We start from the raw sequence: 25552 nt of genomic DNA on the forward strand, positions 1-25552 counted from the left end.
CCGCGTCTGAAGAAGAGGTGGTTTGCAATTCCCTGTCCTTTCTTTAAAAATGGTATGTGCTACAGTCCCCTCCTCCCGGAGCCGAGGGCTGATATCGTAAAGAAAGGCATTTGCGACGGAGACGAGCTCTCCTATTCAAGGTGCAAGTACTATACGAAGGTATTGAAGGATGAGGGAAAGAACGAGGAGTATCTAATTCAAAAGTACAGACCTGATCCTATGCTTAACATGGTCTCATACGAGCCCAAATCGGGCTGTGAGTTCTTTAAAGTTGTGAAGAGCAAAAACGGCTATGTCGTATTCTGCGATGCCCTTCAAAGATATTTGACAAAGCATGAAATAGAGCTCTGCATGAAAGATTTTGAGAGGTGCCCAATTAGGAGGGTTCTAAGTTTAAGGGTCTAAAAATTACTCTTCTCCTTGTTCCTCAAAGAGACTATGCTTGATTCTATATCGCTTATTGCAGTATTGACCATTTTATTTATATAAGGAAGGACTGTCTTCTGTGAGGAGTAAACCCTCAGCTTCATCAATTCGTTTAATGCATCTTGCATAGCATAAATGGCCAGCATCTCCTTGGTTTTTACGACCAGATTTTTAACAATGTTCAGCTTCATTATGGCTACATCTAAAAGCTCTTTTGAGTTCACAAAAATGCTGTCGCTAGAAACGCTTCGGGACGCTTTTGGCTCCACATTCTTTAAAGCGTTCTCTAGTAAATCGAGATAGTAGTCTATTTTTGCCTCAATTTTCAACAGCTCATACCTTTCTTCAAATATCTCCTGCAAATTGCTCCCCTACTATTTTTTTATGAAATAAAGAATACTTAAAAGGGAAACCCCAAGCTCAAATTACAACTGAAATCCTCGCAATTTTATAGAAGGGATGAAGGTTTATAAGATTTGGTAGCACTCTAAATGGACCTCATTTGGTAGCACTCTAAATGGACCTCTCGCCCTCTAGAGTGTGAGGAGATCAGAACGGATCTGGCATTTTTTAGTGCGGAGAAACTGATTTTTGAGGAAAAAATCAGGTTTAATAACTAGCCATTTGCAATTTTTAGTTAAAAATATTATCAATAAAAGGTTTATTTGAATCAGTTGAGCAGGTGTTGCTTGATTTGAGCAAAAGTCAGAAGTCAGTTAAAACCGGTGCATCATTCATCGAAAAGCTATACTCTCACAAAACTTTAATATCTCTTGCGATAGTAATCGCAATCTCTGCGGCTGCTTTTTACATAAGAATGCTCAGGGTCTTCAAATATGGCTACATGCTGGATGAAGCAGATCCTTTTATTGCATACTACGCGACTAACTATATGGTTCAGCATGGGATATCTTCATGGTACTCTCTAACACAGAGCAATCCCGCCATGCAGATATTTTGGTACCCATGGGGAAGGGACTTGGCATATTCTGACTACCCGCTCTTTATGATGCTCGCCGCTCTTACATATCCCATAGGGAAGCTATTTGGCCTGAGCGTTATGCAGTGGGTAGTTATACAGCCTCCTATTGCCGGCGCGCTTATAGCTCTGTTTTCATACCTGCTTGTAAGAGAGGTCACAGGCGAGATGGCAGGGATCATCTCAGCATTCATGGCAGCTGTTCTCCCAGGAATGCTCGACAGGACAATTGCAGGATTTTTTGTAAAGCTCGGAATGGTTCAACCTCTGATAGTGCTGGCATTTCTATTCCTCGTGCTTATGTTTAAGGAAGGAGAATTAAAGCGAAAAATTATTTATACCATTATTTCAGGAGTTCTAGTCGGCCTTGTAGCTTGGGACTGGGGAGGATATCAAGTAGTTGACCTTGTAATAGGAACTTTCCTAGTTTTTTACCCCCTTGCAAAGGAGCCTGAGATCAGAGAATTCTACTCCATTTGGCTCTTTACAGCAGTAACCCTAATTGTCCAACTTCTCTCTCCCCCAGTAGGTCTGATGAGCATAATAAAGGGCTCAGGACTTTTCATAATAGGTGGAGGCATCGCATATACCTTCTCATTCCTTCTGCTCAGGTACTCTAAGAAGATTGCTCTCCTCAAGAAGTACTCATGGAGAAAGATATATTCAGGTTTTCTAGTGTTCCTAGCTGTCGTAGCAGTAATAATGCTTTACTTCAACTTCTTCGATATTTCCGGAAGGGCTTATTACTTCATTGGACTAAATACAAACAACGCACTTGTGGCTTCAGTTTCAGAGCACCAGGAAATGACATTGAGCGGCTTGATAAGCGAAGTGGGGCTCTCCTTCATACTTACAGTCTTTTACATAGTCTACGGATTGTTCCAGTCGAGGAAGCAACCGCTTCATATGTTCTTCATCGTCCTCGCAGTGTACTCAATAATCATGGGGTTTAAGGCCTCCTACCTTCTCATGTTCGTTGCGACTTCCTTCAGCATTACAGGAGGCATTGTGGTAAATCTGATATCAGACAACTTGGTCAAAGCTTTCGGTCTTAAGGAGCTGAAGGTTGAGAGGAAAAAGAAATCTCAAAAGGTCAATAGAGACAGCATTGGGATCACTATTTGGTCCGCTGCCCTCATTGTGATAGTTGTCATAGGATTCATTCAAATGAGCACGACTATAGCTTATGCACAAACTCCCCCGCTAATTCTTTCGGGAGGGATCGGGATGGCGAGGGAGAATGACGCTTGGATATATACGCTAGATTACATCAAAAATGATACTCCTGCGAACAGCGTTATTTTAACGTGGTGGGATTACGGCTACTGGATACCGGTCATGACCGGAAGGGCTACTGTGGCGGATGGAGCAACGATAAATCAGACGCAGATACAGCTCCTCGCGACAATTTTAACCAGCGACAACATTTCAGAAATAGATAACATAGCTTTCAATGAGCTGCGAACTCCTCAGAATGCCACGTATGTCCTCACATTTGATGTCTTCGAAGCATATAAGCAGAGCAGCAATACCTGGGTCGTTGGGCCGTACACCAGCATATACTCAGGCTCAGAAGGGCTCGCGGATATTCCAAAGTCTATTTGGATGCTGAGGATAGCTGATAGAGTGAACTTGACTGGATATTCGCCTTACTTTGCAGTAACTACAATACCTTACCAAGGAAGCTATTATCCGGTTATTGGACCTAACTGGACGAATCCTCTTGTTCAGAGCACTTTAATTTACAAGATGATGATAGACGGTGTATACATGCTCAATAACACAGATATTGTAGCTGGGACGGTCAATAATTTAACGGGCAATGTAGAGTTCATGGATTATGCAACGGGCAACATCATTCCTTATCATCCACTTGACGGTCTCCAGCCTGTGAAGATAATAACTGACAGCATTTACAGCAATAATACTACAAACATATTTGTTGCAGTATTTCTATATAAGCTAGGCTGACTTTTTCCAAACCATAAGTAGGGTTTTACGTTATTATTGTCTTCCTGAAAATTTTTTATCATCTTCCATTTAGCATTAAAGGCTGGAATTTAGCGAAAAATATTTTTGATAATTGTTGGAAATATTAATTATACAAAGTAAGCTTGAAATTGCTGTGCTGTTAATTTAAAAATTGGTAAAAGGATTTTCAATCGTGAAATTCGTTTAAAAATTATAAAAATTATTTGGAGAGCAGTGGAGATCTCGGCATGAAAAAGGATGAGTGCAATTGGACTGCTTTATATGTTAATTATTCAAGCAAAATAGCATTAGAAATTGCGGATCAGATACTAAATGAAGCTCGGGAAATAGGTGAAGAAGTGAAGATCATATATCGAAAAACAGGCCTTCTTGAATATGATGGCTATAAAGTAGAAAGCAAAAAGCCATGCAGGCTCATTATAGTAGGTGGAGATGGGACTCTCTTAAATGCTCTTCAGGATGAGACCAATCATGACGCGATCATTGCGACTGTTGCGGGCGGGAGGAGAAATTTCTATTACGACGCCTCATCCATTCAAGGAAGAAGCATACTGAAAAGACTCTTGAACGGGGCATATGTCGAGCAGAAGGTCTGGGGATTAAAATTGGAAATGGGAAGGAGAAAGCACTTCTTTTTTAACGATGCGGTTATAGCTTCGAATCACATGAAAGTAATTGAGCTAAATGTCTTCATAAATGGGAGGAAGCTATACGAAGTTGCTGGTGACGGCATCATTATCTCAACATCATCAGGCTCTTCTGCCTACAATATTAGCTGCGGAGGTCCGCTGGTTGACTTCTCTCACCCTTCCATACTCTTGAGTCCTTTGAATTCGACTATACTCTGGAATAGGCCCGTTGTTTTGGACTATTTGTCTTCAGTTGATATAGAAATAGAGAGAAATATCGAATATTCAAAAGTGATTTTAGACGGAACAAAAGTTTTAGATCCTGAGGAGAAGATAAAAATATACATGTACGAGAAGCCAATTAGGTTTGCTCGCTTTGAGCGGTTGCAGACATATGAAAAAATCTTCAGATTTTAAAACTGTTTATATATTCGACACTGGCGCATTCCTGACAGGACTGCACCTGTCATTTCCGTTCCAAATTTATACAGTGAAGGAAGTTGTAGATGAAGTGAAAGATTTTGAAAACAAGAGCAAGCTGGAATATACCTTATCAGCGAACAGAATAATTATTGAAGAAGTAGAAGACGACCTTAGATCATTAAACAAGAAGCTCAGTAAGGCGTTAAGCAAAGCGGACAGAAAGCTCATAAATCTCGCGCTGAAGAAAAAAGGCGAAGGTTTTAATGTTGTTGTGTTCACAGATGATTACAAAATTCAGGAAGCGCTCCTCTCTGTCGGCATAGAGTTCAAGCCAATTAGATATAGAAGTATTAAGAGATAATCATAACAAAAGACTTATTATTCCATATGTTGAATTTAAAACATGTACCCATGCAACTTCTTGAAGCATGGGGAAGGGGAGCTGTGAGCCCCCCAGGAAGAGCAAATGACGGGAACGGCATAAAGCCTTCTCTAGATGCTTAAAGCCCTATAGAGGGTAGCTCACGCAAAACATAACGGAAGGTATGAACTTTGAGTGAAGAGAAAGATATGGGCGAAGAGCCCCAAAATAAAAAAATAATGGATTTAAAACAGGGCGAAAGCTCTGTTAGTATAAAAGCCCGAGTTCTTGAAACGGGCGATACAAAAACAATAGAAACGAAGAAAGGAACAAGAACAATAAGCGAAGCGATACTGGGAGACGACACCGGAAGAATAAAGGCGACTTTTTGGGGAGATAAAGCGGGAAGCGTGCAGGAAGGACAGGCTGTAGAAGTTAAAGGCGCATGGACAACGAGCTTCAGAGGAAAAGTGCAGTTGAACGTAGGATCGAGTTCAGAGGTGTCCCAAATAGACGATTCGGAAGTACCACAGAAAGATGAAGTCCCAGAAAGCGAGCCGACCGCCCCAATGGAAGATAGAGGATATGGAAGCAGAAGGCAGGGCGGAGGAAGAAGGGACTACAGACAGGGAAGGAACTATCCTCGTAAGAGAGAATGGTGAATATAACAAATGAGCTATGCAGAATTGAAGAGCAAAAAGTTCACGCATAAAGGAGAGGAAACTGGTGCTACTGAAGATACGTTCTATGTAACGGATGAAAATCAGGTCACATATGAGATGTCCGCTGCAGTATACTATATATGGAAAGTTTCTGACGGAACTAAGAGCTTGGAAGAGATCGTAAAGCAAGCAAGCGAGGAGCTTAACATACCGGTCAATGAATTGGAAGAGCCTATTGCAATGATAATTACCAAGTTACTCGAGAGCAACTTACTAGCAGAAGTTAAATAAAAAAACATAAAAACCCAGTTCAACATAAAATAATATCGGCGGGTAAAAAAAGCGGGGTAGGGCAGCCAGGTAGCCCGCGGGAGGAGCAGAAAAGCTTTCTGCTCCCGCGAAGCTCATAAAAGGTTGCCCAATGACATTTGAGAAACCCCGAGGTCGGTGGTTCAAATCCACCCCCCGCTATCTTTCGGGGGACCCGCCGCCAAAATTTTTATATCTTTAAGATTTTTTCCCTCATAAAAGAAAAGCAGGATTTTCTCAACTCTTCATTTTCCAGTAGTTTGCTATAGTTTTCGCAGTTTCTTTTAAGAACGGAATAACCGTAATAATCCTTTATGCCTTGAATATGAAGAACAATGTCGCTTTTTCTATCGAATTTTATCTCTTTTTTTATTTTTTCCTCTAATTCTTTGCACAGATCCTTCTTAACCCCTCTTACTTCACAATTTACATACTTTACTGAGATCTCCGACTTTTTCAGTACTTTTAAGAGTTCATCTGAGCTCAACAAGGGGTAGATCTTCATAGGATAAGAGAGAACGCTGCTTATCAAGAGATTATAGGCGAAATACGGCGAATCAGTGAAAAAAAGAACAACCCCCCCATAGACGGCCTTTCTTTCTTCAAACTTGACGTTTTTCAGAATGAAAAAGCTCAAGACCTCATTTATCAGCTCATTCTCGCTGTTTATTTTCGTTGTTATGAGAATCAAATTCACTCGCTCCTCCATCTGCAGATATCTGCTAGAGGACAGAGATCGCACTTTTCCCCTTTCGGTCTGCAGAATTTCCTCCCTACGTATATTAACTTGTAGTGGGCTTCTTTGAGCAGATTTCTATCCAAAACTTCCCTCCAAAATTGGCTAACTTCTTCATAGTCCATTTTTTTATCCAGAAGCCTTTCAGTAACCCTCTTTATGTGCCTGTCAACTGGGAAGAGAGGCATGTTGCAGTATACTGATAAGAAAAGATCTGCGGTCTTCTTTCCAATTCCCTTAATTGAAGTTAGCTCTCTGCGTGCCTCTTCAGGAGGCTTTTTGCACAGATTTTTTAGGAAGAGCTCATCTTTAGATAAAAATCCAGCTAATCTCTTTATAGTTTCTGCTTTAGATTTATACAACCCAGAAATTCTGATTATTTCCTCCAATTCACCCAAACTCATTGAGTTCAATTTCCGAAAATCGAGCCCTCTTTCTACCAAATTCAAAAAAGCTTCAATTGCATTTCTATCGGTGGTGTTCTGGCTCAGTATAATTGAAATTAAAAGATAAAAAGGATCGTCGAAATTCTTACTGACCTCTTTGACTATAAATCTCTGTCCTTTCTCTAAGTTCAGATCTCTTAGAGCTTTGTTGATCTTTTCTCTTAAAAAATCATTAGTGTCTTTTTGCATAAAGCTTCCTTTTTACTCAGTTACTTCCCAGAGTGTGAATGGAGTCCACATCAGCCAAGCTGGCGCGTTCTTGACGAATTCATAAGCTTCTTCCCATCCGTTTAGCCCGATTTCCTTCGCCAGCTCCTCAAGGGTCATTTGAGTGTACACGTACTTTCTCAATACCTTCAAAAGCCTCTCGTCAATAGGTATTTCTCTATCCTTTACTTTTACCACACTTATAGATCTTACCTTATTTTTCGTTTCGCTCATTTACATATCACCTTCCATTTGGTATGAGATAAGCAAGCATGGGGCCGCCGGGATTTGAACCCGGGACCACCAGCGTTCCAGGTTTTGTCATATCGGGGTTCCTCCCCAGGCTGGCATCCTACCAAGCTAGACGACGGCCCCCCAGACACTCTTATTTTTTAAGAAAAGAGTTTAAAAGTATTTATTAATATATTTCCTTCTAAACTCCTTCAAAAACGAAAATTGAAGCGGACTTTCACGTCCTTTTCCTTTTAAATCTATAGCATAAACTATTATTATTTAGGCGAAAAAAACCATGTCCGCTATTGATAAGTTTGGTAAAAGATGGTCTCCGCAAGATTCAGAAGGCATGTGGTCTAAAATTAAAGACAGAATAGTTCCACCACCTCCTGTCAGATACAGAATAACAATGGCATTGTTCAAAATTAGGATTGAAAAGAACAAGCTTGAATACACACTCAATAAGCTTCAGGAAAGAGCAAACGGCCTGTTTGAAAAAGTGGTAGACGCTCAGGTTAAAAAGGATAGCGAAAGAGCTGCGATGTATGCAAACGAAGTTGCAGAAGTAAGGAAAGTTGCGAAGACAATTATGAGCTCAATATTTGCTCTAGAGAGGATCGGATTGAGGCTAGAGACAGTTAGAGATGTGGGAGATCTGGTAAGCGCGATGGGACCAGTAGTAGGAGTTGTAAAGGAAGTTAGAAACAACTTGATGGGCATAATGCCAGAAGTAGCATTTGAGCTTGGAGAGGTCGACGAGATACTTCAGAGCACAGTGACTGAGCTAGGAGAATTCACCGGAATTCAGATGAACAACATCTATGTAACTGATGAAGCAAAGAAGGTAATGGAGGAAGCTGCCACAATTGCAGAGCAGAGAATGAAGGAGCAGTTCCCAGAGCTTCCTGGAGGAAGCATGAACCTGCCAGCGCCGCCATCTGCCAACGCATCTGACAAACACTAACAAAAATTAATATTTTATTAAAACAGTTTTTTGTTTATTTTTTATTTTCTGAGTCAGCAGCGTTTTCATATCATTGCATGAGCTCAAAGCTTTTAACCTTCATCATTCTAAGAATTGAAAATTTAATTTTTAGATAAAAAACCTTCTCCCAGCAAACTCGGAGTATCCTGAAAGCAGGGATTCAATTTCGATGAGTCTGTTGTACTTCGAAGTCCTCTCTCCTCTGCATGGTGCTCCTGCTTTTATTGCTCCATTCCTCAGTGCAACAGAGAGGTCTGCGATAAATGGATCGTCGGTCTCCCCGCTTCTATGGCTTACAATAGCCTTTATGCCAGAATGCATGGCCATTTCTGAAAACCTTATGGTTTCTGTTAAAGTGCCGATCTGGTTGGGCTTTACTATGACCCCAGACACGCTCCCTTTTTCTAAAGCCTTTTCGAGCCTTTTTGGATTGGTTGTTAGAAGGTCATCCCCAACCACGAGAACCCCCTTCTTTCTTAATTTTGAATTAAGCTCAGAGAAGCTTTCAAAATCTTCTTCATAGAAGGGATCCTCTATGCTTTTAACAGGATGAGCATCGATCAGCTTAAGATAGAATTCGAGCAATTCATCTTTTCTGTAATTCTTTCCGTTTACCGTATATACCCCTTTTTCCTCGTTGTAAAAGTTACTCGAGGCAGCGTCAATAGCTATGTAGAAGTTGTCCCCGACTGCGTAACCTGAAGCCTTTATAGCGTCTTCCAGCAGGATCACTGCTGCTTCAGGATCTCTTATTGGAGGAGTAAATCCCCCCTCATCTCCTACAGAAGTGTGGATTCCGCCGTACTTTTCTTTAATTATCTCCTTCAGTTTGTGATAGACCTCTGAAGAAGCCCATATAGCATCTTTAAATGTATCAAACCCTACTGGAACGATCATGAACTCTTGGAAGTCGAGTCCGCTACTTGCATGCTTTCCTCCGTTTATTATATTCAAAAATGGAACTGGGAGGATAAACTCACCGACTCCTCCCAAATACGAATACAGCTCTTGAGAAGTAAGGATTGCAGCCGTCCTTGCAACTGCTAAGCTCACACCAAGCATAGTGTTTCCTCCTAATTTGCTCTTGTCTTCTGTACCGTCTAAAGACATCATTATCCTGTCTATCTTCTGTTGCTCCCTCACATCTTCTCCAACAAGGGCTTGAAGGATATAGTCTTTCACTGTTTCAACTGCCTTTGAAACACCCTTTCCCCCGAGCTTTCCGATCCCGTCTCTCAGTTCTGCAACTTCATGCTTCCCTTTTGAAAGCCCTGATGGAACGTTTGCGCACCCTCTCGCCTTTTTTGTTGAAACGCATACCCTTAAAGTGGGATCTCCTCTAGAATCAAGGATCTCATAAGCGCTAATTTCTGTGATTGCGAAGTCTGAAGAGTCTATCATAAAAATCACCTTTAGCTATAAAATGCAATTAGGATTATAAATGTTTTCCTAGTTAACTTTTCTCTCTTCATTTTAAGGATAAGTTTTCATTCTCTTCGCCAGAGATCCTTTTTGTAAGGGCGGGGTAGTTCACTTTGGTGTAAAAAAGAAAATTAATTATTTTCAATTTTTGATCATAATGACTTGGAGGTATTGTGATTTGGTAAAAAAGGAGAAGAAGCCAAACGTTTGTCCTAGGTGCGGTACAGAGGTTCCAAATCCAACAAAAACTTGGAACTTTGTTTCCCCTCTACCAGATGATAAAGGTAGGATCACAATAACAGTTATGGGATCATATAAGTGCCCTAACTGCGGATATAGTTGGAAGGCCGCTATTTCCAAGCTTAAAGTCGGAGGGGGAGAAGTCGAAATAGATGCAGGAGGGAAGGAGAAGAAGATAGCGGGGGAAGCTCCAAAGCAAAAGCCTGAAGAGATTGAGCTGGATTTAGAGGATATCATCAATGAAGACGATATTAATGAAGAATAAGCATGCGTTTATTTTAAAATTGCCGCTTTTTGCAAAAACGCTCATAATAAACTCAGTTGTGTATGAGCCCCCTTTCTAAATTTTTTCCTTCTTCAATGCTAGAAGATAAAACTTTGCTGAAGTATGGCTCTGAGAGTATATTTAAAAGGAGATCCTCGATTTCATCTGTGCCTGAGGCATTTGAAATTTTATTCGCGCTTATCCTATATTCATTTATTTTTACTTCATTTTCTTCAGGAGACTCTCCAGGAATGAGGACTGTAGTAAACTCGGTTTTAAGACCGTATTTCAAAGCGATGCCCAATACTGCTTCCTTCAGCATCCTCTCGGCCTTAACGCCTGAGATAGAAAAGTCTCTATAGAGAGTGATCTTGTTCATATGTCCACCTTAAAATATAGTTATATAATGGATAGGATTTAAAAGGAAAAAAGCGAAAGAGTTTTTACTCAAACAGCTTTTTAATGTTTGATTCGTAGTCTTTTTCAACAATCCCCTTTTCCGTTACTATTCCACTTACCAACTCAGGAGGGGTCATATCAAAGGCAAAATTATAAGCGCTCGTGCCTTCCGGTGCAATCCTCAGCTTATTGAGCACAGTTGTGACCTCGCTTTCGTCTCTGTTTTCAATGATAACGTCTTCAGGAGAAGTAGTTAGGTCGAATGTTGATGTAGGGGCCACAGCGTAAAATGGGATCTTGTGGTAGCTTGCAAGTACCGCGATGCCATATGTTCCGATCTTGTTTATAACGTGACCTGTCCTAAGAATTCTGTCTGCCCCGACAAATACCTTGTGAACCATTTCCTTCATCATTACTATTCCGACCATGTTATCTGTTATCAGTTTGAATGGTATGCCTTCTTTCTTGAGTTCCCAGGCCGTTAGCCTAGCCCCCTGAAGAAGAGGCCTCGTCTCAGTCGCTATAACTTTTATTTTCTTTCCATTTTTCCAAGCCGTTTTTATCACTCCTAAGGCAGTCCCGTGCCCTGCTGTAGCAAGGGATCCTGTATTGCAGTGTGTGAGTATCGTATCTCCATCCTGTATCAGCTTTTCTCCGATTTCCCCCATCTTCAAATTGTTTTTTATATCTTCAATCTGTATTTTAAGCGCCTTAGAGAGGAGCTTCTCCTTTATTTCCTGAGGACTGAGGTCAATGGACTCGTAGAAAGTCTTCTTCATAATGTTTAGAGCCCAAAACAAGTTGTACGCCGTAGGTCTCGTATGAGAGAGGATCTCTACAGCTTTTTCTATGTTTTTCATCATTTCATCTTTATTGTTAGGAGAGTTGTAGGCAACCATCGCAACTGCGAGGGCAGTAGTAACACCTATAGCGGGTGCTCCCCTTATTTCAAGCCTTTTTATTGCTTCAGCTACTCTATATATATCGCTTGACTCAACATATCTTTCTTCCCAGGGAAGAGATGTAACATCTATCCATCTTAGCTTTCCATCCTTCCACTCTATAGGAACGATAGAAACTTCTTTTAAGACTTCTTGAAGCTCTTTTTTAACAGAATCTAGCTCACTCAAAATACTCACCTTATAGGCTAAAAATATTATCTGAATCTTTATTTAAATATATTTGCTATAGATTTAGTACTCTTTGCCTGTATTTATTTTGTTTAAATAATGAAAAAAATACTAAAAAATAAGTAGATACTTTTTTATAAGTTTATGTTTCTAAAACTTCTTGATCGGCTATGTCCAAAAAGATAACGCTTCTTGAGGCTATAATGCTTGGAATTGGCGGAATGTATGGAGTAGGTATATTTGTCTTTCCCGGATCGACTGGAAGGCTGAACGACGGGTTGGACTTCCTTGCTTGGCTAATTACGGGCATTATGATGATTGCAGTTGGGCTTGTTTATTCAGACATGTCCTCCGCATTTGAGGTCGATGGCGGTCCCGCAGTTTATCCATTTGAAGTATTTAAGAAAAGAGCATTATCTAAGTTTTTATCATTCTACAGCGGCGCAGGCTTTTTCGTTGGATGGACCATTGCCATAACCATATGCGCGATAACTTCTCCTTATTATCTGTATTATATATTACCGATTTCTCTAAACTATTCTATTGTGACCTCTCTCATTCTGATTTTTTTCGCAACTTTATTAGTCATTTTTGGAGTGAAATTAAGCGGAAAAGTAAACCAAATCTTGACGTTTATTCTTCTAGCAATTACACTTGCTTTCACAATCGCTGTTTTTTCATATTCTGGACTCCCCATACATTTATCAAATAACTACAAATTCGACATAAGCAAATTTCTTGCATCCATTGGAATTATAATCGGTGCATATGGAGCGTGGGCTTCAATACCGAGCGTTTACAGCAGCGTTGAAAATCCAAAAAAGAACGTCCCGCTGTCCGTCGCAATATCGATCCTTTCTGTAGCTGCCATCTACGTTCTTATGGTGATGTCGCTCCATAGCTTGATTCCGTACAATGAGTTTTTGAACAATCCCGAAGTGGCATACTCACCTTTTTCTTATGCGTCCATTCAGCTGGAAAAGCTCACAGGTACAAAAATATTTACATATTTATTTTCGCTTTCCGCTTTATTGGCGATTTTCACGACCATGATCGTGGGTTTCCTCTCCCTCAGCAGAGCCGTTTATGCTATGTCTGAAAAGGGGATAATACCTCAAAAAATCTATGACATAGACTCGAAGAATGGAAGATACATCCTGTCAACTGTGATTATAAGCTTAACTTCTTCGCTCTTCTCATTATTTCCACAGTATTTCTATAAGTTCATGGTAATTGGTCTAGTAGTAGGAACGAACATTCCCTACGCTATAAATCTAATCTCATATATATACTTTAAGCATAGTTCACCTTCAGGCTTTCTGAGCAGAAGAATAGGAATCTTTTTAGGAATAATGTCCTTTAGCATCATAATCGTTTCATCATATGCTCTTTCTCTTCAAGAAGTTAAGGCATCCGCTATAGCTCTCTCTATCCTTTTTGTTGCATATGTTATATATTACTTTTTTAGGAAATAAAAAACCATAATGAAATTATATTTTTCATATTTTAGAGGAATTTGTAAATTTGAAAGATAAAAACATTTTATTAACTGTAAGATCGGCTTTTTCACAAATTATTATAATCAAGTTTTTTATAATATAAGTAAACTATAGCTTTCGTATTATTTATATAAGTCTGTAAGTAATGCTCTAAAGGAGGTATTTATCAAAGGCAAAAGTGTAAATGTTGTATTAAGCACAGGTCATGAAGAGGATATAAAAATAGCAAGTGAAACTAACAGTATAGACGTAGTTGCTAAGGTCGTTGATATTTATGATGATGTAGCAATTATAGAAAGATATTAGAAAGCAAAATGATCTATGAAGTTACTCTAGTTATTTAAAATTAATATTTTTTATTTGCCTTATAATTTTTATTATTATAAAAATTTTTAAATTAGGTATTCAAAAATCCTTCTCCCTCTGTAGTTGTATACAATTGCTTTTATAGCCATAACTTCTTCAATACTATAGGCTATACTCTCCCTTCCTATGCCGCTCTCTTTTCTGCCACCATAAGGATAGTATCCAATTCCATGTCTAGGTATGTCATTTATGTATATAGCGCCGTATTCCAGATACCTTATGATTTTTCTTATCCTATTTATATCCTTTGCAAATATTGATGCATCAAGTCCATATTTCCTATTATTTGCCAGCATTACTGCTTCATCTTCGTTTGCATAATTAAATATTATTGCTACCGGAGCAAAAACTTCTTCTTTATAGAGAAGCAGGCTATTCAATTTGCTTTTATCCGTTATTTCAATAAGTGTCGGTTCCACATAGTTCCCATTTAATCTCCTTCCTCCATAGAGAATTTTTCCTCCTTTCTCTACTGCATCTTGTATACCTTTCATCATTTCTTCGACTGCTTTTTTAGATATAAGAGGTCCCATAGTGGTATTTGGATCCCTTGGATCCCCTACTTTCACTTTTGCTAAATTTTCTACAATTTTTTTCTTTAGCTCATCCTTTACGGAATGATGCGCAATTATCATTTTTATAGCATCACACCTTTGTCCTGCATAGCTGTATATCCCAGTTGATATCAATCTTGAAGCCTCATCTATGTCTGCATCATCTAAGACTATTGCCGGATCTCCTCCGCCTAACTCCATTATGTATCGTTTAATTCCACCCGCTTTCAATACTTTTTTCCCTGTTTCACTGCTACCAGTTAAGCTAATTACTCCAATTCGAGGATCTGAAACCACTTTCTCCATTTCGCTTCCGGGAACAGTTAGCACCATGAGTGATTCCTTTGGAAAGCCAGATACTTCTGCAATACGGGCGAACATTAATGATGGAACTGGAACTTGTGTTGGTGGCTTTATTATAACAGCATTCCCCGCGACTACACTATATGTAAACTTAGCAACTGTATCGAAAAGGGGATAATTAAAAGGTGAGATAGCGAGCACTATTCCATAAGGTTCTTTTCTGACTAGACTTTCGGACTCTAATGTTGTCTGATCCCAATCACCAGGGATATACTCGCCATATACTTTTCGAAGATCAAGCATAGCACTCTTTAACCTGTTTATGCTCGCATTTACTTCTCCGGCAGCCTGATCTCTCGTTTTTCCAGCTCCAATCATTAGCGATTCAATAAAATCCTCTCGGTGTTCTTCAATTAATTTAGCCATTTTCTCTAAGTATTCGATTCTCTTATACCCTGGAGTATTCCTTATCTTCCATTTTCCCGATTCATACAATTCTTTTATATAAGGCTCAATATCATCATATGTCAATTTAGGTATAGTTCCAATAGTATTGGTATCTATGGGAGAGAAGATTTGTTCTTCCTCCCTACCAAATATCCACTTTCCAAGCACAAAAGCCTTATATCTTTTACCTAACTTATTTTCTTCAAAAATATCTGAAAAGAAGTCTCTGTCGTCTTTATTCATGATGTTTACCTTGATTTTTATAATTAATTTTTATCATTACATATAAATATATAAAAATATAAAATTATTTTTCATTTTTTAAAAAAGGATATTCAGAAAAGGCAATGCGTTTTAGTAAAAAATTTATAGCGAAATAAAAATTACTAATTTTAAAATTTTTTAATTGATGAGCATCGTCTTAAAAAGTGATGCAAGATGTTTAAAGGTTCAAGATAGTTCTAGTCCGAGACGAAGGGCATGTTAGTACTAACCACAGGACTTATCTAAGCTTTGCACTGAGCTCCTACGGATCTCTTTCCTTTTTTTAGACAAGCTATTCTTCCTGTAGAAAGCGATAGCAACGGAGGGGTTAAAACAGGGCAGTATGGCTTGTGCAAAATAGAGGCGTCCCTATTGGAGTCTGAATTCAAACCTGAAGAGGTTGCAGCCGTTGATCCGAGGAAGCTCGATAAAGCAGCTGGTCCGGAGTCAAGGGCTGTGGGGATCAGATCGATTGATCCGCTTGGAATTAATTATGGGATAGCCATAATAATTCTCCGTAGATTTTGTCACATCTTCCACGGTTATCATAAATCCAAAGCTTATAAAAAAGCGGGGGAGATTTTTGGCTTTAACGAGAGAGATATGGATGTTAAAATGCATCAGTTTTCTTCAATAGAAGGGAAGTCCTTGCATAAAACATATTCGCTGTTGATTATTTTGAACCCAAATGCAATCAACGCTTTCAATAATGAAGCTTTAGAGGAATCCACCGGTATCCGAATTTTCATTTTTGGCTTTAAGGCTATTTTGGTTTTTATAGCACTTGCTATTGTTATCAACGAATCAGTAGCTTTATAATAAGAAAGCGCTAATCTCTCGATTACAACTTTATTTTTATCTATATGCGCCCTTGCTACTCCTATAAGCCTTTTCCCGCTATATATAGTAATATATGTAGCTTCTTCCTTGCTGATTTTATATATAGAATCATCGATATCCCAAGTCAAATTGCTCCATATTGATGTGTCCAGGAGCTTTATCTTCGAATTTATCTCATTATGCTTTTTTACGCTATCAACTTTCAGCTTCAAGCCCTCAAGCTCTCCAAGCTTTCCATTTAAATTATCCAATCCAGCTTCTAAAATAAATACAATGTTAGTAACTTTGTAGCCGTTTTTCAGGTACAATCCTAAAGCATTATTGTTTCCGTTTTTCACAGAGAGATATATCCTTTTTACTCCCTCAAGCTCAAGAGTTTGCTCTATACAATTCAACAGTTTCCTTCCTATTCCCAATCCTCTATAGCGAGAATCCACCGCAAAAGCATCAATGTATGCTTCTTTCCTTTTTTTATAAAATATTATGAACCCTACAAGTTTCTTTCTTTTTAATGCGACATATATCCTCGCCCTTCTGCTCTTTTTCTTAATTATGCTTTTCAGCCAATTCTTGCTCTCTTCATCCAAATATTCGATGTTTTCACTATATATTTTGAAAATGCGGTCCACGTCAGAAATTCTTGCCTTCCTAACGATAACGTTCTTCATCGAATTTTCTTTTTTAGAAAAACTATCTTCTAATTCCAAATTTTCCATGCTTTCACATTCAGCATATACAAGTTATTTATCAAAGCTCAATTAAGATAAAATAGATTCCCTTTTATTAAATTTATGGAATTGTTTCATAAAAAATAACAGTTCCGTCATCTTCCTCTTTTACGCCTTTTATCTTGATATAGTTGATTTCGCTTGTATTCTTTACATGTGTGCCGGAGCATGGAATGGAGTTGATATTTTGTATCTCAACGATCCTGTATATTCCAACATCCGGCAACCTCTCTAGATTTGGTGCATTAAATACAAATTTTTCCAATTCCTCTCTTTTAACATATCTGACATTTACACTTATGCCCGCTTTGACCGCTTCGTTAGCTGTTTTTTCTATCATTTCCAGTTGAATATGACTCAAGTTTATATGCTCATATTTTATGTAGGATCCGATACTGGCATGATTGGCTTCGATTGTATTTACCTTTTTTCCAGTAACTTTCATAACAGCGTAGTCAAGAATATGACCTGCAGTATGAGATCGCATGATTTTGTACCTTCTCTCCCAATCAAGCTTTAGTCTAAAAATCTCCCCCTTTTCCTGTATTCCGCTGTTTTTTTGTATATTGGCATAATGAAACGCGACACCATCAACTTCCAAAACCTTTTTCACCTCAAAAAGCCTCTCGTTATCATAAATTGTTCCGGTATCGCTCTCCTGTCCTCCGCTTTTTGGATGAAAGATAGTCTTGTCAAAGACCAGGTATGCTTTGTTTTTGCTTTCCATTAAAATTGATAAAAGATTGGCGTTTATTTCCTTCAAGTAGGAATTTTCCAGGTAAACCTTTTCAGTTGGGCTAAATTTCCTAGCTTCTTCTTTTAAATTAACCAAATTCTACCACTCAAGGTATATTTTAAAAAAATAATAAAGATATTTAACTTATTTCAAATCTTCTATAATTTCTTCAGTGCTTACTACCTTTGCATAAATTTGGTTTATTATCCTCAATTCCATTTCATGGTACTCTTGCGAAATTGCAGCTGTTGCATCCTCTACTACATAAACTATGAAACCCCAATCTGCTAAATCTCTCACCGTTCCTGCAACGCATTGATCCGTGACAATTCCAGTAACTACAACATGTTCAATTCCCATCCATCTAAGAATATGTCCCAAGGAAGTTCCATTAAGTGCGCTGTCAGTAGTTTTGTAAACAACTATTTCGTCTTTTAGCGGTCTTAATTCATCAACCTCTTCCTGCGAAGAAGTTCCTATAATTTGAAGCGAATAATTCCATCCAGGTCTAGATTGAACAGGAGACCTATCTTTTCCATCCGTTCTGTAACTTCCTATAACAGCATGCACTACAGGAAGCTTATTTTCTCGGAAAAAATCGAGGAGCTTTTTTATATTGGGTATAGTGACTTGGACGAGTCTATCATATAGATATGCGTGTCCATGCTTTTCTTTTATCATCTTTGCCTCTTCTAAAAATCCCTTCTGGACATCGACTATTACAAGGGCAACTTTATCTTTTTTTGGCTTCATCTTTTCCCAAAAATCTCCTTCTGGAATGAATTTATAATATAAATTTTGATATTTCTTAAAAGTAGGTTCTTTCAATGGTATCCCCTAATATATTCTAATTAATATAACATATTAAAAATTTTTTATTATTAAAAAATTATTTATTCTTTGGAATAATATATTTTGTAGCAATTATGAGCAATATTGTCCATGTCAGATTTCCTAATATTGTAACAAAAGCCGTAAGAGCCCCATAGGACAAAAACATATCTAAAATCATTGCAAAGAAAATTAAACCGAGGCTGATAACTGCAAAAGCAGGCGTGAGAGGCCATAGCGGGACTTTCCAGGGCAGTTTTTCTATAACATCTTTATGCTTTTTCCTTAGTTGAATAGCAGCAGCAAGTGTAAATATCCAAGAAACTGCCCAAGCCCAAACGAGAGAGTACCCCAGCATAGCATACACTGTCGTTTGTCCGGCCATTGCACCTAAAATTATTAATATGATGGAAATTACTAATACGAATAAAGTAGCATAAGTCGGTGTTTTGTACTTAGGATGAAGATATCCCCACCACTTGGGTACTTTATATCCTCTCCTTGATAGATCATATAAATTTCTAGGGGGCTGGTACATTGTCCCCATTAGAATGCAAGTAGCGGCAGCGAGCCAAGCTCCAAAAGTGATAATCAGCCCTCCAGCAGGTCCCCATAATCTCTCTGCAGAGGTAGAATATAGCGCTTGATAAAAAACGACAACTTCGTTATATGGAATTGTGCCAACCGCACAAACCAAATCCCAACTGTAAAGAATTATAAAGGTCAGTGAAGACCAAAAAAGGGCCCTAGATATATCTATTGGTCTTTTAGCTTCCTCACCTGAAAATATTATAGTTGAAGCTCCCATATACGCATAGACACCTATAGGAATTGCGGCAAGAAAACCGAAAAATCCGTTAGGCATAAAGTTTTCTTTAAAATAAGAAAAATTGATATGAGGAGTTGCAAATGCTGCATAAGCTACCATTATCGCCACTAGAAACAAAACCATTATCAATTGAGCTTTTGCTGCAATATCAACTCCAAGTATGTTCATTATAGCAAAGATTACATTAAACAGAATGGCAAAAACAGTTACCCATAACGTTATATTTCCCAAGTGAATACCGGCGTAATCAAGAAGCCAATAGACATAAGTTCCAGTAGCTAATCCTGTAGAACCTCCTGCAATTATCCACCCAATGCTGTATGAGACAGAAGACACCAACTCCCATTTTTCTCCCAATAGCTCTTTTACCCAAATACTTGGTCCTCCAGCAGAAGGTTTCCATACAACAAGTTCGCCGAATGATAGCATTAAAGCCATTTGAGTAATTCCCGCGATAAGATATGCAATAATTACAGATGAACCGGCCGAAGCGACCGCATATCCAGTAAAGGTGAAAATCCCGTCTCCGACTACGGCTCCGACAGCAATACCCCAAATCATCCAGAAAGAAAGGACCTTTTTCAATTCTAACTTTTGCGCTTCTTTATTTTTTTCTTCCATAAGTCCACCTTCCTTCCATATATTTATTAAAATATTTTAAAATCATATTTATAAACAAAACTGTTAAAAAATAAACAATAGTTATGGTTTTATTTTAATTAGAATAGTAATATGTTTCATAAAATATGGAAATGTAAAGTATTAACAAAAATTTCTAAACAATTCATTTATGATTATAATACTGAATCGAATTTTTGTACTTATATAAAGTTAAAAAATATTAATCCGATTTGATTTTAGATAACATCAATAATGGTATTATGTAGAATTATTGAGAAGAGCTGATTATTATGTTCTACAGAAAAATTTTCTATCTTCTATCGATCATTATTATTGCTGCATCCTTTGCCATAATTGTATCAGAAGCACAAACCTCTGAACCAACAAACACTCAAATAAACTCAATTAATTTCGTTTCTTCTCAAAACACTCCTGTTTATCCCGGGAGCAAAAATGCCCAATTGAGGATAGAAGTTCTCTTTAACGTAAATGCCAGTAATGCTATAGGAAACTTGAGCAGTTTGCCACCCGGTTTTTCCCCGAGCTCAAACAGCGGGTATTCATCAGCTGCGAGAGATTTGTATGGGAACCAGGTTTATTTTATAAATGCTAGCGATGTGGTGTATTTTGAGTACTATTTAAATGTTAATAGCGATGTCTCTCCCGGGACTTACCCTATTGGGTTCTCCTTATCTTATACCATTAATTCCACAACAAGAGAGACTGACTACTTTACAATTTACGTTACAGTCTCTCAATATCCCCCTTTGATGGTTAAAGTTGTCTCTTCCCAGTGGAATCCAGCGGGATATCCTGGGACTCAGAATACGCAGCTTCAAATCACGATAGAAAACGATGGTAACAGTACGATCAATTCTGCGGTTGCTTCTCTTTCGCTTCCAAGCGGGTTTGTCTATACAGGCGGAAGCATTCAGATTGGAACCCTTCAGAGCAATTCAAGAACGACGATCTCTTTTTCAGGAATAAATATCGATAAAAGCCTCTCGCCCGGCAATTACACTTTTTCTATAACCTTAAACGCGTTAATGTCCACCCAGGACGGAGTTGGATATGACGCGCAGGGAACCATTACATTTACAGTTCAGGTGGAGAGCATTCCCTCCTACTATTATGAGCTAAATCTTCTAAGCCTAAAATGGGGAGCAGCATCACCTCAGCCCGTCTATGAGAATTCCAGATACGTGCAACTCAGTGCAACCTTTTTAAATACAGGTCAATACCCGATTTTTTCTGTGAACGGCACAGCAAATTCTGAGTACTTCATTCCGATTTCGAACATCGACTCTTACTATGGAAGCATTTCAACTGGGGGAACATTCACTCTTTCGTTCTATTTCGACATAAACTCAACTTCTCTCTCTCAGCTTCTTTCCCAAAATGAAGTTCCTGTACACTTCAATGTTTCTTATATGATAAATTTAGGAAACAACGCATACATAGTAATTTTTTCAAACTTCACTAGCTTTGTAGGAATTGAGAATTATGTAGGAGTAAGCAACGGAACAGGGGTCTCTCTCATATCGAGCGGCTGGCTTAGCAGCTACACAGTTTATCCAAACACAGACAACGCCATTTATACTGTACAGATAGCAAATAGGCTTCCATTCTCAATCAACGGTATAAATGCCACACTGTTCCTTCCAAGCGGCTTTGAAAGCAACGGGTGCAATTATGCAAGTGCATATTACGGCACTATCTTGCAAAGCTATTCCTCTTCTACTCTTCAGTTTAAATTTAATGTAGGCAACATTCCTCCGGGGATTTACAATGCTACACTCTTGGTTGACTACATAGCAAATACAGGAGGTCCGGGCTCAAGGCTCTTCAATTTATTTCGAGTACAGCTTAATATAACTGGGGAAAGCAATACATTAGAGGTAGTCGACTCGTCTTTTCCACTAAGCTCCGCTGACACTTTTTCCCTCGGCGATCAGTTCAGGCTTACAATAAGGAATTTGGGATACGATTCTATGAATTACCCCGTTTTAACCGTTAACCTACCCCCGGGGATCACGTACTCAAACACAAATACTTCAGTATTTTCCATCCTTCCATATACTCCCTCAGTCTCTCTTCCATCTCAGCTTACAGTTCAGAGCCTACAGGCATACTACCAGCAAGTGCTTTCGAGCTCTCAGCAGTCTAGTACCCAGCAGTCAGGAATTCAGAAGGGAAGTACTATTACATTTTCATTCCCTCTGAACATAAATGTTAACAGTACAGGAATTTACACTGCAAATGCAACACTCAGCTTCGTTGATGCTTGGGGGAACATTAGAAATACCTCAATAAGCTTTCAAATTCCAGTGCTTGGGAACATTAGGTACATTGACGTTAAAGTATTTGGGTCTCTCGATATAAGGAGCAGATACACCAACATGACCGTTGTAATATGCAATTACGGAAGTAGCCCTGCTTATAATGTATATGTAACTTTATCTCCTCCCTCAACAATAACCTCAGGTGCATCATCCTCACTGCTCTTGGCTACGCCATCTGTCTTCTACATAAAAGAAATTCCTCCAAACAGCAATGTGAGCTTCCCAGTTACTTTTGCATTCAATCCGCTTGGAGCTCAGTCCTTTTCCGGTGCTTCAACAATTATAAACTATGGAGTCGCGCCATTGAACATCCAAATAAGCTATGAAGATCCTCAGGGAAATTCAAAGAGCTTCACTACCTCTTTGGCGCTGTCAATTGAGCCATTCATAGATATAGCTTTGACCGGCGGACAAGCTATATACAGCAGCAATGACATAAAGGTGACGGGAACATTGATAAATTACGGCTCATCAACCGCTTACAGGGTTGAAGTTGTTGGGAGCACAGGAAAACAGACTTCTAGCTATTTTGTTGGAGACATAGATCCAAGCTCACAGTATGCCTTTAGGGTCGATATCCCAGCTTCTCAGTATGTCCCGATTGTAAACATAACAATAAGCTATTATAACGCCTTCAATGAAAATATCAATAGAACGCTACAGCTCTCTGTTATCAACCAACAGGTGAACGAAACTTCCGCAACAACTACAACCTCGACCAGCGAAATGCCTGAAGAATATATTATAGCATTATTCATCGTGGCGATTTTCCTGCTTGGTGCAGGATACATAATTTATAGAATGTATAAGACTCACCAAAAAGACATTGAAAAAAGGTTGCCAGAATGAGCATCAAAAGGTTTTTCTCGCTTTTGGGAATGTCCTATAAAATGGCAGTTAAGTCCCTCGGAAGCAGGAAGCTAAGGAGCATATTGACTATTCTAGGAATAATTATAGGCCCAGCAGTAATTGTCATGATGGGAGCTGTAGTAGGAGGGTACTCTCAATACATCCTCAATCAAGTGACGAGCCTCGGACAAAACAACATAATGATAACTCCGTCTTCAGATTATACTCTGACATCTAGCGATCTGAGCTACTTCAAGTCGTTCAGTTATGTTGTAAATGCCGTGCCATATTACTTGACACAAGCAACAGTCACAGTGGGCAACTCTCAAGAGCAAATTTATATTTACTGCACGGATGTGAACTTCGTATTACATGCGATTGGAGGGCTGGAAATCGAGGAGGGAAGCGCTCCTTCGCAGGGAGATGTGCTTGATGCATTAATAGGGCATAAAGTCGCCTACGACCAAAATGGAAATTTAGAATATGGAGTGGGCGATGTGGTACCATTAAAAGTTTTTACGAAAATCACTAACGGAATCCCTCAGTACAAAACAGTAAACGTAATTGTAAGCGGAGTGCTTAAAGAATATGGGGGCGCTCTTATCTTCAGCCCAGACCAGACAATATTCTTAGATACTGATGCGGGTCAGAAGCTTTTAGGTCTAAACAGCTGGAGCGGCATATTAGTACAGGTGAGTGATCCTATCTACGTGAAGGATTTTGTCAGCACCGTAGAGAGCACCTATGGAAATAAGGTTTCTGTGATCTCCTTCAGTGCAATTGCAGATATAGTTTCAAGCATAACTGGAGCAGTAAACTATATAAATTATGTAGCTTCACTTTCTGCATTTGCCGTTGCAATAGCTGGGACAACAGCGACCATGGTTACTTCAGTCATTGAAAGGACGAAAGAGATAGGCGTAATGAAGTCGATAGGATATACCAACAGGGAAATCATAATAATGATATTATCTGAATCAACTCTCATGAGCTTTATAGCAGCCGTTGCAGGCAGTCTGCTCGGAGTTGCAGGTTCATTTGTGCTTGGAGGAAGTGGAATGACTATAAGGGCTGGAACAAACACAGTTGTAATAAACAGTCATCCGCTGTTCTCTGCACATTTATTCATAACTTCAATTGGATTGACAATACTTGTAGGAGTAGTAGGAGGGATTTTGCCTGCATATATGGCCTCGAGGATCCCTCCCGCTGTTGCGTTGAGATATGAATGAGTTTTTTAAATGTAAAAAATATATAGAGAAAAATAATTATAATTTATTTGGTGAGAGAATGTCAGAAGTACCACTAAAGCCTGTGGGGAAGGAAGAGATCAGAAAACTTGAACTCGCTCTTATTATTGCGACTTTGTTCAGAGAAGACGTCCTTCAGCAGGCTCTTGAAACGAAAGACAAATTGACATGGCTTGATTCTCTGATAGTTGCTGCAGGAGCACTGGCTAGGGAGAGAGCGGGAATTCCGGCATCGAGGATAGCTGAAGAGCTTGAAAGGACTGAAGCAACTATAAGAAACCACCTTTCAGGAAAGACAGATGCTGGAAAGATGGTTAAAGAAACTTACGAGCAATTGGTAAAGAGTGGAGGGAGCTTAAGCAACATAGTTCCCGAAATCCTTGTAAAGAGCAGCGAAGAGGAAAAGTGCAAGGAAAGACTTGAATTAGTGAAGCAAAAAATCGAAGAGATAAAGAAGCTATTAGAGTAATTTTTTCATTTTCCTCAGCAACCAGTGAGACAAAGAGCTCTGGAAGAAGGGAAGATGCTGCTCATTCCTTCTCCTAGACTGAAGACAGGGTTCATGCTTTTGAACCCGAGCGAGATCCAAAAAAAGCTATACAGGGAAGCTAAAAGGAGCAAGGCTGAAGAAGCATTCAATAAGCTCAGGAAGATAATAAGCTCTGAAGATTTAGGGGGAATTGAAAGATCCAGCAGAGAGTTCAGAGAGGGATTCAAGCTGAGATGAGGCTAATCGATACAAGTGTTTTGATTGAGGATGTAAAGAAGGGAGTCTACGAGGAAGGAGCCATTTCGTCAATAACTTTAATAGAAGTGCTTCGTGGTATAGCTCCTGAGAAGAGAGTAATGGTTAAAGAGCTTTTGGAGAAAAGCTACGAGCTTAAAAGCTTAGATAATGAAGCAATATTAAAGTACTGCGAATTATACGATGCCCTCAAGGAAAAGGAAAATCTCATACGTGATGCGGATCTCTTGATCGCCTCTGTAGCTATAGCAAAAAACTTAGAGCTCATGACGAAAGATAAAGATTTCGAAAGGCAAAAGGACTTAGGGCTCAAATTGAAGCTGGAAAAATAAATTGCAAGCCTAGACAAACTGTTTTTAAATTCATTACAAAAAACTGAGCTAATTAGCTGATGTTCATGGCTAATGAGGAAAAAGAAGCGATAAGGAAGAGAATTTGGTCCCTCCTTGAGAGTAGACGAATCTCGTATTTCTAAAGGATGTAAGAGGAAGAATACCAAGCTT

26 protein-coding genes and 2 tRNA genes are annotated in these 25552 nt (G+C 38.9%); 15 read left to right on the plus strand and 13 right to left on the minus strand.

Translation table 11 applies throughout. From position 1 onward, the window contains the following. Positions 1-54: 54 nt before the first annotated feature. Positions 55-405 (plus strand): hypothetical protein, encoded by a 351-nt coding sequence (locus FFONT_RS00570; protein WP_014557262.1) that lies wholly within the window; start codon positions 55-57, stop codon positions 403-405. Here the strand turns inward: FFONT_RS00570 and FFONT_RS00575 are convergent. Continuing rightward, on the minus strand, positions 402-788 hold the full coding sequence (locus tag FFONT_RS00575; protein WP_014557263.1) for a hypothetical protein: 387 nt from the start codon (positions 786-788) through the stop codon (positions 402-404). The genes FFONT_RS00570 and FFONT_RS00575 overlap by 4 nt on opposite strands. Positions 789-1120: 332 nt before the next feature. On the opposite strand from FFONT_RS00575, the gene FFONT_RS00580 reads away from it, so the two are divergent. The 6 genes from FFONT_RS00580 to FFONT_RS00605 all read left to right on the plus strand — a co-directional run bounded on the left by FFONT_RS00580 (position 1121) and on the right by FFONT_RS00605 (position 5943). Beyond that, positions 1121-3376, plus strand: a complete 2256-nt coding sequence (locus FFONT_RS00580) for an STT3 domain-containing protein (RefSeq protein WP_158308275.1) — start codon at positions 1121-1123, stop codon at positions 3374-3376. A gap of 248 nt (positions 3377-3624) precedes the next feature. Then, complete coding sequence (locus FFONT_RS00585) at positions 3625-4443, plus strand: NAD(+)/NADH kinase (protein ID WP_148683450.1); 819 nt, start codon at positions 3625-3627, stop codon at positions 4441-4443. Then, a complete protein-coding gene (locus FFONT_RS00590; protein ID WP_014557266.1) occupies positions 4421-4810 on the plus strand; it encodes a hypothetical protein in 390 nt (129 codons plus the stop codon). Before FFONT_RS00585 ends, FFONT_RS00590 begins: the two co-directional genes overlap by 23 nt. A gap of 191 nt (positions 4811-5001) precedes the next feature. Then, positions 5002-5472, plus strand: coding sequence for an OB-fold nucleic acid binding domain-containing protein (locus FFONT_RS00595; RefSeq protein WP_014557268.1), 471 nt, complete (start codon positions 5002-5004; stop codon positions 5470-5472). Between the two features lie 9 nt (positions 5473-5481). Next, on the plus strand, positions 5482-5763 hold the full coding sequence (locus FFONT_RS00600; protein ID WP_014557269.1) for a PqqD family protein: 282 nt from the start codon (positions 5482-5484) through the stop codon (positions 5761-5763). Positions 5764-5813: 50 nt separating this feature from the next. Then, positions 5814-5943: transfer RNA gene (locus FFONT_RS00605), tRNA-Met, on the plus strand. Between the two features lie 28 nt (positions 5944-5971). Here the strand turns inward: FFONT_RS00605 and FFONT_RS00610 are convergent. From FFONT_RS00610 to FFONT_RS00625, 4 genes are all read right to left on the minus strand, one after another. Further along, positions 5972-6478, minus strand: coding sequence for a hypothetical protein (locus FFONT_RS00610; RefSeq protein ID WP_014557270.1), 507 nt, complete (start codon positions 6476-6478; stop codon positions 5972-5974). After that, a complete protein-coding gene (locus FFONT_RS00615) occupies positions 6475-7152 on the minus strand; it encodes an endonuclease III domain-containing protein (protein WP_014557271.1) in 678 nt (225 codons plus the stop codon). Before FFONT_RS00615 ends, FFONT_RS00610 begins: the two co-directional genes overlap by 4 nt. A 12-nt stretch (positions 7153-7164) precedes the next feature. Then, complete coding sequence (locus tag FFONT_RS00620) at positions 7165-7404, minus strand: hypothetical protein (RefSeq protein WP_014557272.1); 240 nt, start codon at positions 7402-7404, stop codon at positions 7165-7167. Positions 7405-7443: 39 nt separating this feature from the next. Further along, positions 7444-7545 (minus strand) — tRNA-Pro (locus tag FFONT_RS00625). A gap of 154 nt (positions 7546-7699) precedes the next feature. Here FFONT_RS00625 and FFONT_RS00630 point away from each other — a divergent pair. Next, entirely contained in the window at positions 7700-8368 is a 669-nt protein-coding gene (locus FFONT_RS00630; protein WP_014557273.1) for a Snf7 family protein, read from the plus strand. Positions 8369-8497: 129 nt separating this feature from the next. Here the strand turns inward: FFONT_RS00630 and eno are convergent, their stop codons facing one another. Further along, the gene (eno, locus tag FFONT_RS00635) at positions 8498-9790 is read right to left on the minus strand and encodes a phosphopyruvate hydratase (protein WP_014557274.1); all 1293 of its coding nucleotides are present in this window, start codon (positions 9788-9790) and stop codon (positions 8498-8500) included. Between the two features lie 178 nt (positions 9791-9968). On the opposite strand from eno, the gene FFONT_RS00640 reads away from it, so the two are divergent. After that, a complete protein-coding gene (locus tag FFONT_RS00640) occupies positions 9969-10316 on the plus strand; it encodes a chromatin protein Cren7 (RefSeq protein ID WP_193803440.1) in 348 nt (115 codons plus the stop codon). 52 nt (positions 10317-10368) lie between these two features. On the opposite strand, the gene FFONT_RS00645 is transcribed toward FFONT_RS00640, so the two are convergent. Together FFONT_RS00645 and mtnA are read right to left on the minus strand one after the other, a co-directional pair. After that, positions 10369-10695 carry a hypothetical protein gene (locus tag FFONT_RS00645; protein WP_014557276.1) on the minus strand — a complete coding sequence of 109 codons (327 nt, stop codon included), beginning with the start codon at positions 10693-10695 and terminating at the stop codon, positions 10369-10371. Positions 10696-10759: 64 nt separating this feature from the next. Further along, a complete protein-coding gene (gene mtnA, locus FFONT_RS00650; protein ID WP_014557277.1) occupies positions 10760-11854 on the minus strand; it encodes an S-methyl-5-thioribose-1-phosphate isomerase in 1095 nt (364 codons plus the stop codon). Positions 11855-12015: 161 nt separating this feature from the next. On the opposite strand from mtnA, the gene FFONT_RS00655 reads away from it, so the two are divergent. Then, positions 12016-13320 (plus strand): APC family permease, encoded by a 1305-nt coding sequence (locus FFONT_RS00655; RefSeq protein ID WP_014557278.1) that lies wholly within the window; start codon positions 12016-12018, stop codon positions 13318-13320. A 416-nt stretch (positions 13321-13736) separates the two neighbouring features. Here the strand turns inward: FFONT_RS00655 and gapN are convergent, their stop codons facing one another. The 5 genes from gapN to FFONT_RS00680 form a co-directional block, all read right to left on the minus strand. After that, positions 13737-15257, minus strand: a complete 1521-nt coding sequence (gene gapN, locus FFONT_RS00660) for an NADP-dependent glyceraldehyde-3-phosphate dehydrogenase (RefSeq protein WP_014557279.1) — start codon at positions 15255-15257, stop codon at positions 13737-13739. A gap of 641 nt (positions 15258-15898) precedes the next feature. Beyond that, positions 15899-16834 (minus strand): GNAT family N-acetyltransferase, encoded by a 936-nt coding sequence (locus FFONT_RS00665; protein ID WP_014557280.1) that lies wholly within the window; start codon positions 16832-16834, stop codon positions 15899-15901. A 73-nt stretch (positions 16835-16907) separates the two neighbouring features. Further along, positions 16908-17678, minus strand: coding sequence for an alanyl-tRNA editing protein (locus tag FFONT_RS00670; protein WP_014557281.1), 771 nt, complete (start codon positions 17676-17678; stop codon positions 16908-16910). Positions 17679-17726: 48 nt separating this feature from the next. Then, positions 17727-18410, minus strand: coding sequence for a cysteine hydrolase family protein (locus FFONT_RS00675; protein ID WP_014557282.1), 684 nt, complete (start codon positions 18408-18410; stop codon positions 17727-17729). A 61-nt stretch (positions 18411-18471) separates the two neighbouring features. Beyond that, the gene (locus FFONT_RS00680) at positions 18472-19863 is read right to left on the minus strand and encodes an APC family permease (protein ID WP_014557283.1); all 1392 of its coding nucleotides are present in this window, start codon (positions 19861-19863) and stop codon (positions 18472-18474) included. Between the two features lie 290 nt (positions 19864-20153). On the opposite strand from FFONT_RS00680, the gene FFONT_RS00685 reads away from it, so the two are divergent. Genes FFONT_RS00685 through FFONT_RS00705 form a run of 5 tightly spaced genes read left to right on the plus strand, consistent with a single transcriptional unit; the run spans position 20154 to position 25381 of the window. Next, on the plus strand, positions 20154-23054 hold the full coding sequence (locus FFONT_RS00685; RefSeq protein ID WP_014557284.1) for a COG1361 S-layer family protein: 2901 nt from the start codon (positions 20154-20156) through the stop codon (positions 23052-23054). Further along, complete coding sequence (locus FFONT_RS00690) at positions 23051-24286, plus strand: ABC transporter permease (RefSeq protein WP_014557285.1); 1236 nt, start codon at positions 23051-23053, stop codon at positions 24284-24286. The genes FFONT_RS00685 and FFONT_RS00690 overlap by 4 nt, the downstream gene beginning before the upstream one ends. A 58-nt stretch (positions 24287-24344) precedes the next feature. After that, positions 24345-24773 carry a transcriptional regulator gene (locus tag FFONT_RS00695; protein WP_148683451.1) on the plus strand — a complete coding sequence of 143 codons (429 nt, stop codon included), beginning with the start codon at positions 24345-24347 and terminating at the stop codon, positions 24771-24773. Between the two features lie 54 nt (positions 24774-24827). Continuing rightward, a complete protein-coding gene (locus FFONT_RS00700; protein ID WP_148683452.1) occupies positions 24828-25031 on the plus strand; it encodes a hypothetical protein in 204 nt (67 codons plus the stop codon). Continuing rightward, positions 25028-25381 carry a type II toxin-antitoxin system VapC family toxin gene (locus tag FFONT_RS00705; RefSeq protein WP_014557288.1) on the plus strand — a complete coding sequence of 118 codons (354 nt, stop codon included), beginning with the start codon at positions 25028-25030 and terminating at the stop codon, positions 25379-25381. The genes FFONT_RS00700 and FFONT_RS00705 overlap by 4 nt, the downstream gene beginning before the upstream one ends. The last annotated feature ends 171 nt before the right edge of the window (positions 25382-25552 follow it).

Origin of the sequence: Fervidicoccus fontis Kam940 (genome assembly GCF_000258425.1) — an archaeon.
Taxonomy (GTDB): Archaea; Thermoproteota; Thermoprotei_A; order Sulfolobales; family Fervidicoccaceae; genus Fervidicoccus; species Fervidicoccus fontis.